General features: G+C 37.9%; 17 protein-coding genes and 1 other annotated feature. Of the genes, 4 read left to right on the plus strand and 13 right to left on the minus strand.

Translation table 11 applies throughout. From position 1 onward, the window contains the following. Positions 1 to 35 precede the first annotated feature (35 nt). Positions 36 to 1682: a peptide ABC transporter substrate-binding protein gene (locus AC1DEF_RS19950; protein WP_043980478.1), complete on the minus strand. Its 1647-nt coding sequence runs from the start codon at positions 1680 to 1682 to the stop codon at positions 36 to 38. A 666-nt stretch (positions 1683 to 2348) separates the two neighbouring features. Further along, positions 2349 to 2553 (plus strand) — a binding site (T-box leader). Positions 2554 to 2629: 76 nt separating this feature from the next. Between AC1DEF_RS19950 and trpS the strand changes: the two genes are divergently transcribed. Next, positions 2630 to 3619 carry a tryptophan--tRNA ligase gene (gene trpS / locus AC1DEF_RS19955; RefSeq protein WP_097824320.1) on the plus strand — a complete coding sequence of 330 codons (990 nt, stop codon included), beginning with the start codon at positions 2630 to 2632 and terminating at the stop codon, positions 3617 to 3619. A gap of 29 nt (positions 3620 to 3648) precedes the next feature. On the opposite strand, the gene AC1DEF_RS19960 is transcribed toward trpS, so the two are convergent. From AC1DEF_RS19960 to AC1DEF_RS20000, 9 genes are all read right to left on the minus strand, one after another. Next, positions 3649 to 4398 (minus strand): YjbA family protein, encoded by a 750-nt coding sequence (locus AC1DEF_RS19960; protein WP_014461589.1) that lies wholly within the window; start codon positions 4396 to 4398, stop codon positions 3649 to 3651. Between the two features lie 299 nt (positions 4399 to 4697). Further along, entirely contained in the window at positions 4698 to 5612 is a 915-nt protein-coding gene (gene opp4C / locus AC1DEF_RS19965) for an oligopeptide ABC transporter permease (protein WP_013055411.1), read from the minus strand. An 11-nt stretch (positions 5613 to 5623) separates the two neighbouring features. After that, complete coding sequence (gene opp4B / locus AC1DEF_RS19970) at positions 5624 to 6589, minus strand: oligopeptide ABC transporter permease (protein WP_013055410.1); 966 nt, start codon at positions 6587 to 6589, stop codon at positions 5624 to 5626. A gap of 28 nt (positions 6590 to 6617) precedes the next feature. Continuing rightward, positions 6618 to 8357: an oligopeptide ABC transporter substrate-binding protein gene (opp4A, locus tag AC1DEF_RS19975; protein ID WP_013055409.1), complete on the minus strand. Its 1740-nt coding sequence runs from the start codon at positions 8355 to 8357 to the stop codon at positions 6618 to 6620. 43 nt (positions 8358 to 8400) lie between these two features. Continuing rightward, entirely contained in the window at positions 8401 to 9384 is a 984-nt protein-coding gene (locus tag AC1DEF_RS19980) for an ABC transporter ATP-binding protein (RefSeq protein WP_016763042.1), read from the minus strand. Beyond that, positions 9384 to 10406, minus strand: coding sequence for an ABC transporter ATP-binding protein (locus AC1DEF_RS19985; RefSeq protein ID WP_097824321.1), 1023 nt, complete (start codon positions 10404 to 10406; stop codon positions 9384 to 9386). The genes AC1DEF_RS19980 and AC1DEF_RS19985 overlap by 1 nt, the downstream gene beginning before the upstream one ends. Before the next feature lie 226 nt (positions 10407 to 10632). Further along, positions 10633 to 11406, minus strand: a complete 774-nt coding sequence (locus AC1DEF_RS19990; protein ID WP_097824322.1) for a DUF2268 domain-containing putative Zn-dependent protease — start codon at positions 11404 to 11406, stop codon at positions 10633 to 10635. A gap of 106 nt (positions 11407 to 11512) precedes the next feature. Continuing rightward, positions 11513 to 12754, minus strand: a complete 1242-nt coding sequence (gene fabF, locus AC1DEF_RS19995; RefSeq protein ID WP_097824323.1) for a beta-ketoacyl-ACP synthase II — start codon at positions 12752 to 12754, stop codon at positions 11513 to 11515. Between the two features lie 39 nt (positions 12755 to 12793). Next, on the minus strand, positions 12794 to 13732 hold the full coding sequence (locus AC1DEF_RS20000) for a beta-ketoacyl-ACP synthase III (protein WP_013081747.1): 939 nt from the start codon (positions 13730 to 13732) through the stop codon (positions 12794 to 12796). A 256-nt stretch (positions 13733 to 13988) separates the two neighbouring features. On the opposite strand from AC1DEF_RS20000, the gene AC1DEF_RS20005 reads away from it, so the two are divergent. Continuing rightward, positions 13989 to 14189 (plus strand): hypothetical protein, encoded by a 201-nt coding sequence (locus AC1DEF_RS20005; RefSeq protein WP_016763038.1) that lies wholly within the window; start codon positions 13989 to 13991, stop codon positions 14187 to 14189. 28 nt (positions 14190 to 14217) lie between these two features. On the opposite strand, the gene AC1DEF_RS20010 is transcribed toward AC1DEF_RS20005, so the two are convergent. The 3 genes from AC1DEF_RS20010 to AC1DEF_RS20020 form a co-directional block, all read right to left on the minus strand. Then, positions 14218 to 14412: a ComZ family protein gene (locus tag AC1DEF_RS20010; RefSeq protein WP_097824324.1), complete on the minus strand. Its 195-nt coding sequence runs from the start codon at positions 14410 to 14412 to the stop codon at positions 14218 to 14220. Between the two features lie 77 nt (positions 14413 to 14489). Continuing rightward, the gene (locus AC1DEF_RS20015) at positions 14490 to 15374 is read right to left on the minus strand and encodes an NAD-dependent epimerase/dehydratase family protein (RefSeq protein WP_016763037.1); all 885 of its coding nucleotides are present in this window, start codon (positions 15372 to 15374) and stop codon (positions 14490 to 14492) included. 181 nt (positions 15375 to 15555) lie between these two features. Beyond that, entirely contained in the window at positions 15556 to 16329 is a 774-nt protein-coding gene (locus AC1DEF_RS20020) for an alpha/beta hydrolase (protein WP_235860903.1), read from the minus strand. A gap of 140 nt (positions 16330 to 16469) precedes the next feature. Between AC1DEF_RS20020 and AC1DEF_RS20025 the strand changes: the two genes are divergently transcribed. After that, entirely contained in the window at positions 16470 to 16694 is a 225-nt protein-coding gene (locus tag AC1DEF_RS20025) for a YjzD family protein (protein ID WP_412762268.1), read from the plus strand. Between the two features lie 202 nt (positions 16695 to 16896). Continuing rightward, positions 16897 to 17781, plus strand: a complete 885-nt coding sequence (locus tag AC1DEF_RS20030) for an NAD(P)-dependent oxidoreductase (protein WP_080781641.1) — start codon at positions 16897 to 16899, stop codon at positions 17779 to 17781. Positions 17782 to 17817 lie beyond the last annotated feature (36 nt).

The raw sequence follows: 17817 nt of genomic DNA on the forward strand, positions 1-17817 counted from the left end.
AGGCCCCATATACCCTTTGTCACAATTGATGTTACTTACTCAAAATGAGCCCACTTAATCTGAATGTCTCCAAGTCCAGACATCACAACATCTTTCAGCTGCTTGTCTTGTACCCAAGCGTTTGTGTAGAAGTAGATTGGTGCCACTGGCATTTCATCCATAAAGATACCTTCTGCTTTTTTCAACATTTCCAGACGTTTTTTAGGATCTGTTTCTTTTTGAGAGTCAATTAATAACTTTTTATATTCTGGGTTTTCCCAGTTTGTATCATTATTTCCGCCTTTTTTATCACGGAACAATTCTAAGAAGTTGATTGGATCGTTAAAATCTCCTAACCAGCCCATACGTCCAACTTGATAATCTCCTTGGTGTAACTTTTCAATGTAAACAGCCCACTCAGAGTTGTCTAACTGTACTTTAATGCCAAGGTTTTTCTTCCACATATCTTGAACAGCTTGTGCAATTTTTGCATGTTTTTCATCCGTGTTGTATGAAACCTTAATTGCTGGTAGTTCTGAAGCATCTTTAAGGCCCATTTCTTTCAAGCCTTTTTCTAAATATTCTTTTGCTTTTTTCACATCATTGTCTTTGAAGTAACCTTTTTTGTTATCTTCAAACATTGTTGGTGGTACAGCCGCCATCGCTGGAACTGAACCGTCTTTTGTAATTTGTTCTGTAATACCTTTACGATCAATTGCATAAGCTAATGCTTTACGAATGTTCACGTTGTCTAAAGGTTTTTGTTCTGTATTAAACTTGTACCAGTAAGTACCTGCAATCTCTTGAATGTTTAATGAACCGTCTTTCTTTAATTCAGGAAGTGCATCAGCTGGTAATTGACCAGTAGGCATACCCGCCCAGTCTAATTCACCGTTTTTGAACATTGAAAGTTCAGTGTTGTTATCATTGATCATGTACATTTCAACTTTTTTAAGTTTTACAGCATCTTTATCCCAATAGTTTTCATTAGGAACTAACTCGATTTTGTCATTATGTTTCCAAGCTTTAAGCTTGAAAGGACCGTTTGACGTATAGTTTTCGCCTGCATTTGTGTACCATTTTTCATTTGATTCAGCAATTTTCGTATTCACTGGGAAGTACGTATAGAAAGCTGTTAATTCTAAGAAATATGGCGTTGGGTTTTCTAATGTTACTTCAAGCGTTTTATCATCTGTTGCTTTAACCGCAACATCATCTAATGAACCTTTTCCTTCATTAGCAGCTTGTGCATTTTTAACATAGTATAATTGATATGCATATTGAGATTCGTTTTTAGGATCTAACGCCCATTTCCATGCATATTCGAAATCTTTTGCTGTTACAGGGTCACCATTTGACCATTTTGCATCGTCGCGAATTGTAAACGTATATTTAGTTTGATCATCGCTGACCTTCACATCTTTCGCCATTGCATTTTCAGGTTTTCCATCTTTACCGATACGAGTTAAACCCTCAAATGTTTGTAATAATACGTTTGATGACGTTGAATCATTAGCTAAGCCTGGGTTTAATGAAAAAGGCTCAGTTTTAATGTTTACGCGAAGCTCTTGCTCTTTTTTCTTTTCGCCGCCATCACTGCTAGCATTTTCACTGCCACCAGATTCTTTGTTAAATCCACATGCAGCTAAAAACAAGCTCATTACAAGCAGCAAACTGAAAAGAATCGACAACCTTTTCTTCATTGCGTGTTACCCCCTATTAAATTTTGTTTGTGTGGCAACCATATTTTTTTGATATGTACTAATTTCTTAATCCTCTTTCAATACAAAATAATCAGTTATTTTTTCACGTAGTAGAGCATTAAAGACCTCACTGCAAAATTATTCTTCTACTCTATGAAACTGTCATCAATTGTTTACATGCTGTAAATCCAATGTATGCGCTTAATATGTAGAAGACTCATTCATTACAAAATTCGCTAATTGAAACAAAACATTGTCTATTTTGTGTTTTCTGAAAAATTAAGAAATTGTAATACCTTTGTAAAAAATATGTTTGTTACGCCTATTATAAATATTTTAAAAATTTATTGCAATACTATTATTTAATGGTATTTTTTTGTCATGAGGGAAAAAACCTTATCTTATAAGGATTGTGCCTACTTGTCAGACTTCTAAAATCTTTTTTGTAGTATAGGTATTACGATAGTATTACAAGGCCATTAGAAATATTAAATAAAAGATTTTTACCAAATCCTCCACCAAATTTTCATTAAGAAATGCTTTAATTAAAAGGTTCTTGTCTTTTTTTGCCGCTGAAAAATTCCAGTAAATTGTCTTATAAAACTTTTTAGCGATAAGATGTTTAAATTCCTGCTTTTTCGCGTTATAATAACGAATAACTATATAATTAAAGCTGTGAAAAAGAGTAGTATGCAGAATTTTCATTTTCAGAGAGTTTGTGGCTGGTGAGAACAAACATTGAAACCTGCAGAATGGACTTTGGAGCTTTCAAGTGCAAAGCTTGAACGTTGACCTCAACGTTACATGAATAAAGATAGTTCACAATTATGTGTGCTAATTAGGGTGGCAACGCGGTCCATTCGCCCCTAGCTTATGCTAGGAGCGGATGGGCCTTTTTATGTTGTATCCGTAAATTAGCATCATATATGTGCAGATGAAAGGAAGATTTGATGAAAACAATTTTTTCAGGTATTCAACCAAGCGGTACAATCACTTTAGGTAACTACATTGGAGCGATGAAGCAATTTGTTGAACTTCAACATGACTATAACTGTCATTTTTGTATTGTAGATCAGCATGCAATTACAACGCCTCAAGATCGTTTAGCACTTCGTAAAAACATTCGAGGCCTTGCTGCTCTGTATGTAGCGGTAGGAATTGATCCAGCAAAATCGACTTTATTTATTCAATCGGAAGTGCCTGCCCACACAGAAGCGGGATGGATGTTACAGTGCGTAGCGTATATCGGTGAACTTGAACGTATGACTCAGTTTAAAGATAAGTCCGCTGGAAAAGAAGCAGTATCAGCAGGATTACTAACTTATCCTCCATTAATGGCAGCGGATATTCTTTTATACAACACCGATTTGGTTCCAGTTGGTGAAGATCAAAAGCAGCATTTAGAATTAACGCGTGACTTAGCTGAGCGCTTTAACAAAAAATACAATGATATCTTCACTATCCCTGAAGTACGTATTCCAAAAGTGGGCGCACGCGTCATGTCTCTTCAAGATCCTACGAAAAAAATGAGCAAGTCCGATCCAAACCAAAAAGCTTTCATTACGCTTTTAGATGACGCTAAAACAATTGAAAAGAAAATCAAAAGTGCCGTAACGGATTCAGAAGGTATTGTTCGCTACGATAAAGAAAATAAGCCAGGTATTTCAAACTTATTAAGTATTTATTCAATCCTAGCCAATAAATCGATCGAAGACATTGAAGCGATGTACGAAGGCAAAGGTTATGGTGACTTTAAAGCTGACACAGCCAAAGTGGTAGCTGAAGCACTCGCTCCAATTCAAGAAAGATATTATGAATTAGTTGATTCTAGCGAGCTAGATGATATTTTAGATCAAGGTGCCGATAAAGCAAATGCAACGGCTAATAAAATGCTTCGCAAAATGCGAAACGCAATGGGAATTGGCCGTAAACGTTAAAAAAAACGACTGCTATGCAGTCGTTTTTTTTAATTAACTTTTGGCTCTTGTTCAATTTCCCAAAGTTTTTCAAAGAAAGGTTGTCCTTTTACTAAGCGCTCGCATAATAATTTATGCTTCGGTGACCACCCTGACTTCGTTTCATCGTATAGCTGATTCCATACGTCTTGAAACGGCATCTCTTGAATGTCTTCGTACTTCGTTGGATTCCACTCTGTGTACCAGTAGCGGATTTGAGCAGTATTTTTTGTTGTATGTAGCTGATCAAGTGCCATAAATAACAGCTGTTTTAGCTGACGTTCTTTACGTGTTAGTCCTCTCATCGTTTCAGGAGACGGCGAAAGAATATGATGCTCTTTTTTATTCAGCTCGTCTTCACTGAACTTATATTCTAGCTCTTCTTGATCCGCAATCATCTCATAGACTAACTGTTCCTGTCTTGGAATTAAGCGGCTTTTTCGAATCGGAATATGATATCCCATCGTATCAATTGCTAAAATATTCGTTCCATCTGTAACAATAAAACAATATTCAACCTGCGTGCGTTCATGATTTTTCCGAATGTATGCTTTCTGATAGACATCTTGTAGTAGTTGTTGAGGTAGCTCGGAAAGATCATTTTCAATGTAATGAAATAAAAGCGGATTTACTTTTAATAACGGTGCTTGATCGAGCAGTTCTACACAATCGTCTTTTCTCCACTCATGGAAATGACACACATTATAACCGTTTTCTTCGCCTTCAAACCAATTAACCCATACATCATGAAGATATAGCATAATTTACCCCTCACTTACTATCTGTTTGTTATCCATCAGTATAGGCAGAGAAAGGAATTTTTATTCCAAATGATGTTATTTTTCTAAAAATTAATTGTAAAATGCCTTCGTTTTTGGCTATTATTCAAATGCACTTGTTTCGAAGCTCAGATATAACGCCAGTGCTAATGATTGCTAAAGGCTTCATGAGCTATATCCACCCCTATAAGCAGAAAAAAATCCGAGTTTCTTCTATAGTAATAGGTTTGTCAGGAGGTCTGACAAACCTAAAAAAATCTATCACACTTTTGGATAGATTTTTAACGAAGAGATTTGGGATTCAAAGCATCTTTTAATCCTTCACCAATGAAGTTGATAGCTAGGATTGTAAAGGTAATAGCTAAACCTGGCGGAACCCACATCCAAGGCTTATTCTGCAGCACATCTGATTCCCTTGCTTCTGTCAGCATATTCCCCCAGCTTGGCGTATCAGCCGGCACGCCAAAACCGATAAAGCTAATCGCTGACTCAAACACAATAAGGATCGCCATCTGCAAACTGGCTTGAACCACAATTGTTGAAAACACATTTGGCAGCAAATGTTTAAAGATGATTTTAAACGGGCTGCACCCAATCGAAACGGCTGAAAGCACATATTCATTTTCTTTTTCAGCCAAGATTTTGCTTCGAACCAGCCGGGCCGTACTTCCCCAGCTTAAGAAACTAACAACTAGGATGAGCGTCCAAACGCCTGAGATCTTTCCAATTAGGATTGTATTTAACACTACAACGAAAACAATTAGCGGAAAGTTTAATACAAAGTCTGTAAAACGCATTAAGAATTGATCCACTTTGCCTCCGTAATAACCCGCAATCGAACCAATAAGAGTTCCGATTAAAATAACGAGTGTTGTACAAGCAACTCCAATCAGTAACGAAGTTCTTCCTCCATACAATGTACGTGCAAATACGTCTCGTCCATTTGTATCCGTTCCAAACCAATGCTCACTAGAAGGGGCTGCATTCATCGCCATATAGTCGATACGTGTAATATCTGCTTTTGTAAGCAGCGGTGCAAAAATGGCAAGAAGCGTAATCACAATCATGAAAGCTAAACTTATCATGGCTAGTTTATTTTTAACAAACTTCTTTCGCGCAATCGCCCATGGAGAAAGGTTTTTAGGAGCTTTCATATTCACTTCTGGCTGTACATCTTTTTTCGTTACAATTTCCATACTTTCTCCTCCTAATCCAAACGAATACGCGGATCTGCTACGCCGTATAACAAATCAGCAACCAGATTCCCAACCAGTGTTAATATTGAAAACAACATTGTAAGCGACATCATAACTGAGTAGTCACGAGTTGCTACAGAGTCAACAAACAATTTTCCAATTCCTGGATACGTAAAGATCGTCTCTGTAATGATAGAACCGCTAATGATTGTTACAAGATCAAATCCTAAAAACGTAATAAGCGGAATCATTGAGTTGCGTAAGATATGAACATTATAAATTTTAGATTCTTTTGTCCCTTTTGCTCTAGCAGTGCGCACAAAATCTTTGCGACTGTTTTCAATAATATCATTGCGCAAAAACTGGGTATACTGCGCGGTCGACATCAAGCCAAGAATCAGCGCGGGTAATATAACGTGATGAATTCTACTTTGAATAAATTCCCATGATCCCTCTTTCAATCCTACTTCAACAGAACCGCTAAACGGAAACCAACCTAACTGAAAGGAAAATAAATAAATGCCTACGATCCCTGCGATAAACGATGGAACCGCTAATGCAAAGTAATTATATCCTGCAATAAAGTTATCTGCTAAGGTATACGGTTTTCTTCCTGCATACATACCTAAAATAAATGCAAACACATACGTAATCAAAAGCGAAGTCAAAGCTAAAAAGATAGTATTAGGCATACGCTCTAAAATAATATCTAATGTCGGTAACTTATGAGTTGTTGACTTTCCTAAATCTCCTTGTGCCACTCCCTTTACCCAGTTCCAATATTGAACGTAGATAGGATCGTTATATCCTAGCTTATCACGCATTTCCTCAATGTATTTTGGATCTGTATTACTAGGGTTGATTTCTCCCCCAAAAGGGTCCCCTGGCATCATTTTTGCCAGGGAAAACACAACAAAGGAGATCAGAATCAGCATTGGAATCATCCCTAAAATACGTCTTAGTGAGTATTGCAGCATCGTTGACTCTCCTTTACATGTAAAATACTTATTCCGTTACAGACCATTTCTCCGGATCTACAACTACCGTTGATGGATCTAGAGTTACGTTTTTCACACGCTTATTCACAGCATAAATATTGATATTTTCCCATAAAGGAAGTGCTGGCAGCTGCTCATTAAAGAATTTTTGCCATTTTACATATACATCTTTACGGTATTTATCATCAAATGATTTTTCACTCAAACCGTCTTTAAGCATTTCATCAGATTCCTTATTTACCCAACGGCCATAGTTCCATTCAGCATCAGAGCTCCATAATCCTGTAGGATCTGGATCGGAACCAGTGTCCCAAGAACCAAAGAATGCTTCTAACGCCTTATCGTCGTTATCTTTCATTTCATTGTATAAGTTAAATTCAACAAGTGAACCCGTTGCTAATTTTGTTTTAATACCAATATCATTCCATGCTTGCATAATAGCCTTCGCACGACCCTCGAAGTTGGCTGGACCAGCATAGTGACCGAATGAAATCGTAAATGGTTTTCCGTTTGGATCTTCTACAAAACCGTCATTATTCTTGTCTTTATAACCAGCTTCAGCTAATAATTTTTTAGCTTTTTCAGGACTATACTTGTACTTTGTTAAATCTTTTTGGTCAGCAGCAATCCAGAATACAGACGGAATAACTGTGTTAGAAACAACCGCTTTGTCGTTCATAAATGCTTTTACCATTGCTTTTCTATCTATTGCATAAAGCAATGCTTGACGAAGTTTTAGATCTTTGAACTTTTCGTAATCATCTACGTTTTTACCAGCTTTTTGATCACGATGTCCAAATCGTAGACCAATATACGAATAACTAGTTGATTTCCCTTCTAAAAAGTCTAAGTTTTCTGCTTTTTCAACTTGCCCTAGATCAGCTGGGCGAACATCCATAATGTCGACATCGCCTTTTTTTAATGCTCCGGCGGAAACAGATGGATCCAGTACTTTTACAACAACACCATCAAGGTGAGGTTTACCTTTCCAATAATCATCATTACGTTCCATTTGGACATATTCACTTGCTACTACTTTTTTCACTTTAAACGGTCCAACACCAATAGGCTCTTTACGAACTTGTTTGGACTCTGCAAGATCTTTTACAGCAATTCCTTCGTAATACTTTTTCGGCATTGGATACGGCCATAGATTGTCTAAGTTATTTACACGAACTTCTTTAAACGTTACTTTAAATGTTTGTGGATCTACTACTTCAACTCCGGAAATAGAATCCGCTTTGCCGTCGTGATATTCTTGAGCGCCTTTAATGTGCTCAACGTTTACATAGCGTGGACCTGTATAGTCTTTATCGGCAATCGTTTCATACGTATATTTAAAATCATCTGCAGTTAATGGATCTCCGTTATGCCACTTAATCCCCTTTTTTAATTTAAACGTGTAAGTTAGTTTATCACCACTCACGTCCCAAGTAGCTAAGTCAGATTTAATTTTTAATTTCTTATCATAAGTAAAGAGACCTTCATTGATAAATTCTAATATTTGGCTATCATATGCACTACCATACAATGCGTACTCAAAAAGCCCTTCCGGCGCTCCGTCAATCCCATACGTAATCGTTCCGCCATCTTTTGGCTTGTCTGTTTTTGCACCTTCAGTTTTTGTTTCTCCGCCTTCTTTATTACTAGAAGATGAAGAGCTGCTTCCACCGCTGCATGCCGCTAGAAAAAGCGATAGCACAAGCAAAATGGAAACAAGTGATAAAAACGATTTCTTTTTCATCATGACGTTCCCCCTATTTAACTAATAATCTGTTCGTATGTAGCTTTTACGAGTTATATAAATGGCAAGCTACTTGATGGCCAGGTCTCACCTCCTTTAAGGCAGGTTTCGTTTGGCTGCACTCCGCCATTGCATGTATACAGCGAGGATGAAACGCACAGCCTTTTGGCGGATCAATTGGACTTGGCACATCTCCCTGTAAAATAATACGCTGTTTTTTCTTTCGCGGATCTGGTTCAGGTATAGCCGATACAAGCGCTTGCGTATAAGGGTGCAATGGCTCTGCGTACAGACTTTTCTTATCAGCAATTTCCACTAAACCGCCTAGGTACATAACACCGATACGGTCACTCATATGTTTAACAACACTCAAATCATGGGCAATAAATAAAAAGGTTAGGTCGAATTCTTGTTGAAGTTCTTTTAGAAGGTTTAAAACTTGTGATTGGACAGAAACGTCGAGTGCCGATACCGGTTCATCAGCAATAATAAGTTTTGGACGAAGTGCAAGTGCACGTGCAATTCCAATCCGCTGACGCTGTCCACCGGAAAATTCGTGAGGATATTTATAGTATGCATCTTCCGGTAACCCTACTTTTGTAAGTAGATTCATAACTTCTGATTTTAATTGATTGGTTGATTTTCCTGTAAAATTCCGAATTGGTTCAGAAATAACATCTCCAACCATTTGCATTGGATTGAGGGAAGCATAGGGATCTTGAAAAACCATTTGAAAATCTTGTCTAATTTTACGGAGAGAAGTTCCTTTTGCTTCTGTGATATCTTTACCATCGAAAATAATTTTTCCGCTAGTTGGTTCCAACAGTCTTAGAATTGTTCTTCCTGCCGTGGATTTTCCACAGCCAGATTCTCCTACTAGACCGAGCGTTTCTCCTTTTCGAATAGCAAAAGAAATACCGTCAACTGCTTTTACATCACCAATTTTCTTTCGGAAAAATCCGCCGTGAATAGGATAGTAGGTTTTTAAATGCTGAACTTCTAGCAATACATCTTTCACTGCTTTAGTCATTAGCTTGTCTTCACTCCTTTTGACGGATAGCTATTTTTATACAGCAGACATGCGACATCATGCCCCTGTGAATCCTGGCGAAGAACAGGCGTAACGGAACTGCAGTCTTCCATTGCATGAGGACATCGGTTAACGAAACGACAGCCTGTCCGCGGCATGTTTACAAGAGAAGGCACAATTCCTTTGATCGTATTTAATACTTCTACATCATCTTCCATGCGTGGAATTGAGTGAAGAAGCGCTTTCGTGTACGGATGTTTTGGTTCATAAAATAACGTATCAACATCTGTATGCTCCACAATTTTTCCGCCATACATGACAATCACTTCATCACACATCTCAGCAACTACTCCTAAATCATGTGTAATCATAATAATAGACATATCATTGCTTTCTTGAATTTCTTTTAGCAATTCTAAAATTTGAGCTTGAACCGTAACATCTAGGGCCGTTGTCGGCTCATCAGCAATTAAAAGTTTAGGCTGACAAGCTACCGCCATGGCAATCATGACACGCTGCCTCATTCCTCCTGACAGCTGATGCGGATATTCATCGATGAGCTTTTCGGATCTCGAAATACCAACGCTTTTTAAAAGCGCAATGCTTTTTTCACGCGCTTCCGCTTTCGATATATTCATATGGTTAAACAATACTTCCTGCAGCTGATACCCAATGGTTAACACAGGATTAAGGGATGTCATCGGTTCTTGGAAAATCATGGAGATGTCTTTCCCCCGAACATCATTCATCTCATCTTCTGATAAGTGCGTAAGATTCTTTCCGTTAAATAAAACGCTTCCGCTTCTAATTTGACTATTTACTTTAGGTAATAGCCCAATGACGGATAAAGACAATACGCTTTTTCCACAGCCAGATTCTCCTACAACCCCTATAATTCGCTTTCGTCCGACTTGAAACGACACGTCGTCCACAGCATTATGCCAGGAATCATTAATGGAAAAAGCAGTTTGTAAATTTTTAACTTCTAGTAAAGGTGTTGATTCGACGGGCTTTTTATCCATTTATAGTGCACACCTCATTTTTCTAAAAATTGTTATATTTGAATAAGATATTATTACAATTTCATTACAAAATCAATATATTTTGAAAATTAATTATATTTTTTATTTTTAAAATAATGATTTCTGAATATCTCTTCGGCACTTTAACGCATAAACCTCCTAATTTTTTGTTGGAAATAGGATAAAATTTACTATTTTTAATTTTAGGTATATAGAACTTGCTTTTTTACAGTTGGAACGCAGATTTTTTTAAGATAGTATTGGTGCTAAGAGGAAGCAGCTCGGTAGTAGTTAAAGTGTGAGGCTTCATACATGAAGTAACAAGGTGATAACCAATATTGTAGCCCATCATTTCTGGATACCAATTTTGGCCGAATAACAGTTGATCATATTTCTTTTCGTCGGCGCGGAGATTGTAATAAGGTTTAACATGCTTTTCCCACATTTTTTTAGCTTCTTCAATGTTATAATAATTTGTCCACGGAGCTAAATATTTTTTACCACAATACTCCTCTACAGCTCTTTCAGCTAACCCTTCCATCATCATAGCGTCTAACAAAGTAATCGTTTCATCAGATTTATTAATGGCTTTTAGCCTGCAAACGTGATGGTATTCATGGGTAAGCACCGCTAACATTTCTTCATCGGATGTATGACTTGTCATAAACACAAATAATTTATCGGTAAAAGCGACACCTGCTCTTCCATTAAATTCACGCTGCATTTTTCGATTTCTAGGATTGCTTGGAAGCACTAGCACCGCTACATCGGGCCCATTCCATGCTTTTTTAAGCTTCTCATAATGTGCTTTAACTTTCTTCCAAACCTGTCTTTTCTTCATTTCTTCTAATTCTTTTATAAACATTAAAGAAGGCGGACACATTCCATAGTTAAAAAGTAATTCCATATATTCTTTTTCTTTTAATTTCTTAAAATAGCGCGCAAGATAACGGCTTATTTCTTTCGGCTCCGTCCAAGTAGAAGTTGAAACAATCGGCATGTTTTCCCCTCACTTTCTTCTTCCTTTTGTTTCATGATATGTTCACAGCTACTCTTTTGGTTATTAAAAATAAAAAAAATTCTAGGCATCAGCCTAGAATTTTTCATTATACTTCGTATTTTTTAAAGATGATTGTTGCATTGTGACCGCCAAATCCAAGTGAGTTGCTTAGCACCGCTTTTACTTCTTGCTTACGCGCTTTGTTTGGAATGTAGTCTAAATCACACTCTTCATCAGGTGTTTGATAGTTAATTGTTGGAGGAAGAATACCGTCTTGAATTGCCTTCACACTAAAAATAGCTTCTACTCCGCCAGCAGCTCCTAACAAGTGTCCAGTCATTGACTTTGTTGAACTAATTGCTACTTTTTGAGCGTGGTCGCCAAATACTTCTTTAATAGCCATTGTTTCAAATTTATCATTGTATCCTGTACTTGTACCGTGAGCATTGATGTAATCAATATCACTTGGCTGTAGGCCTGCATCTTCAATGGCATGACGCATTGCACGAACGCCGCCTTCTCCTCCTGGAGCTGGCGCTGTGATATGGTGAGCATCTCCTGTTGAACCATAGCCCACAATTTCAGCATAAATACGTGCGCCGCGCGCTAGTGCATGTTCAAGCTCTTCAAGCACAATAACACCCGCACCTTCTCCCATAACGAAGCCGTCGCGGTCTTTATCAAACGGACGAGATGCTGTTGCAGGATCTGGATTTGTAGAAAGTGCTTTATTCGCACAGAAACCAGCAATAGATAAACGCGTGATTGGCGCTTCCGTACCGCCCGTCACCATCACGTCTGCATCTCCGCGTTGAATGACTTTAAACGCATCACCAATAGAGTTTGTACCTGTTGCACATGCCGTTACCGTACAAGAGTTCACGCCTTTGGCCCCTAAAGCAATAGAAACTTGTCCTGTTGCCATATCAGGAATCATCATCGGAATGAAGAATGGACTTACGCGGCGGGCACCTTTTTCTAATAACGTTGAATATTGGTTTTCAAACGTTTCCATACCGCCAATTCCAGAACCAATCCAAACGCCGACGTTTGGAGCAATTTCTTCTGTAATAGTCAAATCCGCATCTTTAACAGCCGCCAATGCAGCTACCATTGCATATTGAGTAAAGCGATCCATCTTACGAGCCTCTTTGCGGTCAATAAAATCTTCCACGTTAAAATCTTTTACTTCAGCCGCTACTTTAGCCGGGAATTCATCTGCATCTAGTCTTGTTAAAGGACCAACGCCAGACACGCCTGCTACTGCGTTTTTCCAAGCTGTTTCTACGTCATTTCCAATTGGTGTAAGCCCACCAAGTCCTGTTACAACTACACGTTTTTTATTCATCGTACATTCATCTCCTTCAGTTGCTTTAAAAATGTAGTGTTATTTTCCCCATCTAATAGCAATAGCTCCCCATGTTAAGCCGCCTCCGAAGCCAACCATTACAATTAAATCATCATCTTGAATTTTCCCTGCTTCAAGCTCATGAACAATTGAAATTGGAATCGATGCTGCTGATGTATTGCCGTAGTACTGGATTGTTTTAGACATTTTTTCTTCAGGCAAGTCTAATCGCTGTCTTGCAGCTTCCATAATACGAATATTCGCTTGATGAGGTACGAGAAAATCAACATCCTCTTTTGTTAAACCTGCTTTTTCAATTACATTAACAGCAGATTCCCCCATTTGTCGAACAGCAAACTTAAATACTTCACGTCCGTTCATGACAATATGATCAAGCTCGTTTTGATACAAGTGCTTGCCTCCCGTACCGTCGGACCCTAGTTCAAAGGATAAAATACCTCGTCCTTCTGATACAGGTCCCATTACAACTGCACCTGCTCCGTCTCCGAATAAAACAGCCGTGTTACGGTCGTCCCAATCTGTAATCTTAGAAAGCTTTTCTACACCGACCACTAATATATGCTTGTAAGCATTGGTTTCAATAAATTGCTTAGCTGTAATCATGCCGTACATAAACCCTGCACATGCGGCACTCACATCGTAAGAAGCTGCTTTTTTTGCTCCCAATTTTTCTTGTAGCATACATGATACTGTAGGAAACGGTTGATCTGGCGTTACCGTAGCAACAATGATCATGTCAATATCTTCTGCCTCGACGTTAGCTTTATGTAAAGCTTCAACTGCTGCTTTATAAGCTAAATCAGATGTGTCCTCGTTATCGGCTGCAATTCGGCGCTCTTGAATACCTGTGCGCGTACGAATCCACTCATCTGATGTATCCATTACTTTTTCAAGATCTAAATTTGTTACAACTTTCTCTGGTACATAACGTCCAATTCCTAGAACACCAGCGTTCATATCAACCTCTCCTTTAAATAAAAGGCTTATATTCCTATAAAACCTATATCCGTCATTTCATTTATCGATTATATAATCAATTATTATGAGTTGGTACTAATTTTACTTCATTTTTTATTTTTTGTCTATATAGGTGTTCGTCCTACTCAGGTATCTATCATGCTACATATAGTAATGATACGGGACCCTCTTACTCTAGTATGGGACATTAGGTAAGAACTTACCCACCATTAAAATAGTGAAAGGAATGAGTATCATGGCAAGAAGACAAAGAAATGAAGGTTTTTCTGATTTTATGTTTGGAGCTGGGCGCAGAAAATCAAAAGAAGAAAGAGAGCGAGAGGAGTGGGAACGATTATTTAAACAAATCGATGAAATTGTACTCGCCGTCGAAGAACTAGCTCCTCTTCTTAAACAGTTTGCCCCTTTAGTCGATTTATTTTCCAAACAAAAATAACAGCTCGGATTCTACCGAGCTGTTTTCTTTAGTTGTTTTCATTTTCAGCTAATGCATCTTGCTTGCCAAGCTTATAGGCATCGTTCATTACTTTTGTTAGTAATGTCAATACCGGCTGTACGTGTTCCATTGATAACTCAACGCCTGTTTCATCTAAGATCTGTTTTGCTTCTGGCAAGTACTTCATTGCAATTTGCATGAATTGCATATTTTGCTCTTCCATAGTGAAATCTCCTTTATTAAAAACATTTATTCCTCCTTATATTAGCGAATCTATTCTATAAGTACAACTTTCTCCTTTTAATGAAGAGGTAAAAAGAATGTTCTCATATGTTTTTTTTGCAGATAAATGCCTTCTTTAGCCGTTACTTTTGAAGAAAAATGCAGCAGTTCTTTCGCTTTCCTGCTGATTTCATATTTTTCTTGAGCCGCTTCTTCCTTCACCTCCATATGAGTAATGTTTGCTCCTGCGCTCCAAGGCTGTAACTTTTCTTCAACTAAATGAACGACTTCATATGAATATGCAGCAGTTTTACAGCGTCTAAGTGCACTGACGGCATCTTCAATATAAATAATAAAATCCGTGCCTTCCATAATGTCAAAAGCCTCTTCGTACCCGGCAATATTTTTGGAATAGCACATTGACAAAGGCTGCCAAGGTCCGTAAAGAGTCGGCGTTCTGACAATTATAATGGGCCATCCATCATCTTTATATTTCTCTATCATTCGCTCAAAATGAACGTATAGCCTTCCTTCACTACTGTCCGGTTCTGGAATCGTTGTTTCTTCAATTTTTCGCTGCTGGTCTCCAAATACGCGCATGGTAGAAACAAACACAAATCGAATGTTGAATTGACGGCATTTGTTAAGCGCTTGAATGAGCACTTGCTGTGCTTTTTGCATTTCTTGTCTTAAAAAATCAGGATGATAAAAATCTCCTCCATCGAAATACGTAAAGTAGACAACATCCGTTTCTGAGGTAATCATATCTAATGACTCTCCAACTTCAGTCGATGCATAATTAGCGTTTCGCCCTAAGAAAAATTTCATCTCTTCCTGCAAATCATCTTCTTCTTTATGAGCAGAATGTGTATACCCTTTTACTTCTGTACCTTCGTCTAAAAAAGCCATACATAAATGAAAACCAATAAAGCGGTTTGCCCCTATTACTACTACATTTCCCATATCGCTTCCTCCAATTCTTCATTCATCATTTATTCAACAAAAAGCTTAAATCCCTATAGTTATAGAGGGCACTCATTCCTTATTTCAAAGAGGTTCATCTGTAAAAGCATCATGAACTCTTTTTTCATTTTATCTCTTATACAAAAAGCCCCTATGATATGTATAATCATAGAAGCTTTGCTTATAACACTTTTTCATGCTGTTTATAAAATTGGAGAAGGGACCGTTCAAACAAATAGTTTTTTTCCGGTAAATAAAGTGAAAGCATAATCGGAGAGTGAAGTTCTTCACGATGTAGTTCATATTTTTTACTGTGTGCAATTGGATAATGAGTAGAGGCATTAGGCGCCGTCCATATCTTCACGGGCAGCGTTGATTTTAATTCTGTAACAGAAGGGTACTCCTTAATTAACTTTGATACTTGCTTCCGCTCCACTTTATAAGCTTGAGTCAAGTCCTTCGTAAATTGTTTATAAAAGAATTTATTGTTTTTTTCATGTTCTGCATGCGTATGAAGATCAATACATGGATTTAGTAAACCAGCTGATCGAACGAACGTATTCCCGTCATTTTCCATTAGCTGCAGCGCTAACAGAGCCCCCATTCCTTCAGCTAAAATATGAATTCGTTTATTTAAAATTTCTTGTTTCATTACTAAATGATAAAGTTGTTTTGCAAGGTGATATGCTTCAGGAGACCCCCAATGCCGGCCATATAAATTGGAATAAAATACTGTGTATCCTTCATCTTGTAAACATTGCAACAGCTGTGACCTTCCGCCGTGCTGAATCCATAAGCTAGTTGAACTTTCAACAAAATGATCTTTATCACCCAATACTAACACACCGAAACCATTCGGTCGTTCAGGGACATGTACGACATTCCATTGCGTATCTAAGCTAAAAAAGCGTCGATGTATCATAGCTCTTCCTCCGTAACTTACTAGTTGTTCCATACAGTGTATGATAGAACCATCAAAAAGCGCACTAGAATAATGCCTATTTCTGACTTATTGCTCTTTTGTTTCTGCATGGGAACACGCCCCTTATTTATTCATAAAAAATTCAATTTCTTATTTGACTGCTATATGCTAAAATGAAATCAAACTGTACTGTAAACGAGGTGAATAGAATGCGTGTCGTAATGGCTTTTGTTTGGGGCTTTTTACTAATGAATATGGCAGTGTACGTAATCTCTGCAATGACGGGCGGTACTTACAGTTTCGCAACCGCTTCCATCCTTGGAGTAGTTTTCACGCTAGTTGTAATTTTGATTGGAGAACTGGGTGTACCGAATAAACCAGCAAATAATCATCACTAAAAAGTGTTGGCTGTAAAGCCAGCGCTTTTTTTATCTTTTGGCATAAGCTCTTCTCAGCAATTTCTTTCGTTAACTCGTATTCAAAACAAATGACTGAAGCTGTTTTTTACATTTATATACATTCATAATCATTGATTATCCCAACCTTTAACTATATAATTTTAGAATAATCAAACTATTAATTTTAGGAGTGAATACTGCTGTGACTAAAGAAAAAATTGGTTTTATCGGAACAGGCGTTATGGGTCAAAGCATGGCTGGGCATTTAATTGACGCAGGATATGAAGTCCTTGTTTATACGCGAACAAAAACTCGTGCTCAAGCACTACTTGAAAAAGGGGCCAACTGGAAAGAAACCGTTCAAGAAGTGGCCGAACAATCTGATGTTATTATCACCATGGTAGGCTATCCTCACGATGTAAAAGAGATTTATTTAGGTAAAGAAGGCATTATACATAATGCAAAGAAAGGCTGCTATACAATTGATATGACGACATCAAGCCCTATACTTGCTCGTGAGATTTATCAAGCAGCAAAAGAGAAGCACATTCATGCGCTTGACGCTCCTGTTTCAGGAGGGGACATTGGGGCTCAGAAAGCAACGTTAGCGATTATGGTAGGAGGCGATTCTGAAGCATTCTCTGCCGTTACGCCTATTCTTGAAAAAATGGGAACAAATATCGTTCTTCAAGGAAGTGCTGGTGCTGGTCAACATACAAAAATGTGCAATCAAATTGCTATTGCCTCTAATATGATGGGCGTGTGTGAAGCGATACTCTATGCTGAAAGAGCTGGGTTAGATCCAAACACCGTTTTAAAAAGTATTGAAACAGGAGCAGCTGGAAGCTGGTCGTTAAGCAATTTAGCTCCTCGCATGATTAAAGGAGACTTCGAACCAGGTTTTTATATTAAACACTTTATTAAAGATATGAAAATTGCCATTGAGTCAGCTGAAGAAATGGAGCTGTATACACCAGGGCTAAAGTTAGCAAAATCGCTTTATGAACAGCTCGAAAAACAAGGCGATGATAGTAAAGGAACACAGGCTCTGTACACCCTTTTAAAACAGCATGCCCTAACTGTATAAAAACAGGCAGCTCATTACGAGCTGCCTGTTTTTATT

This window comes from Priestia sp. 10L35 (assembly GCF_056395685.1).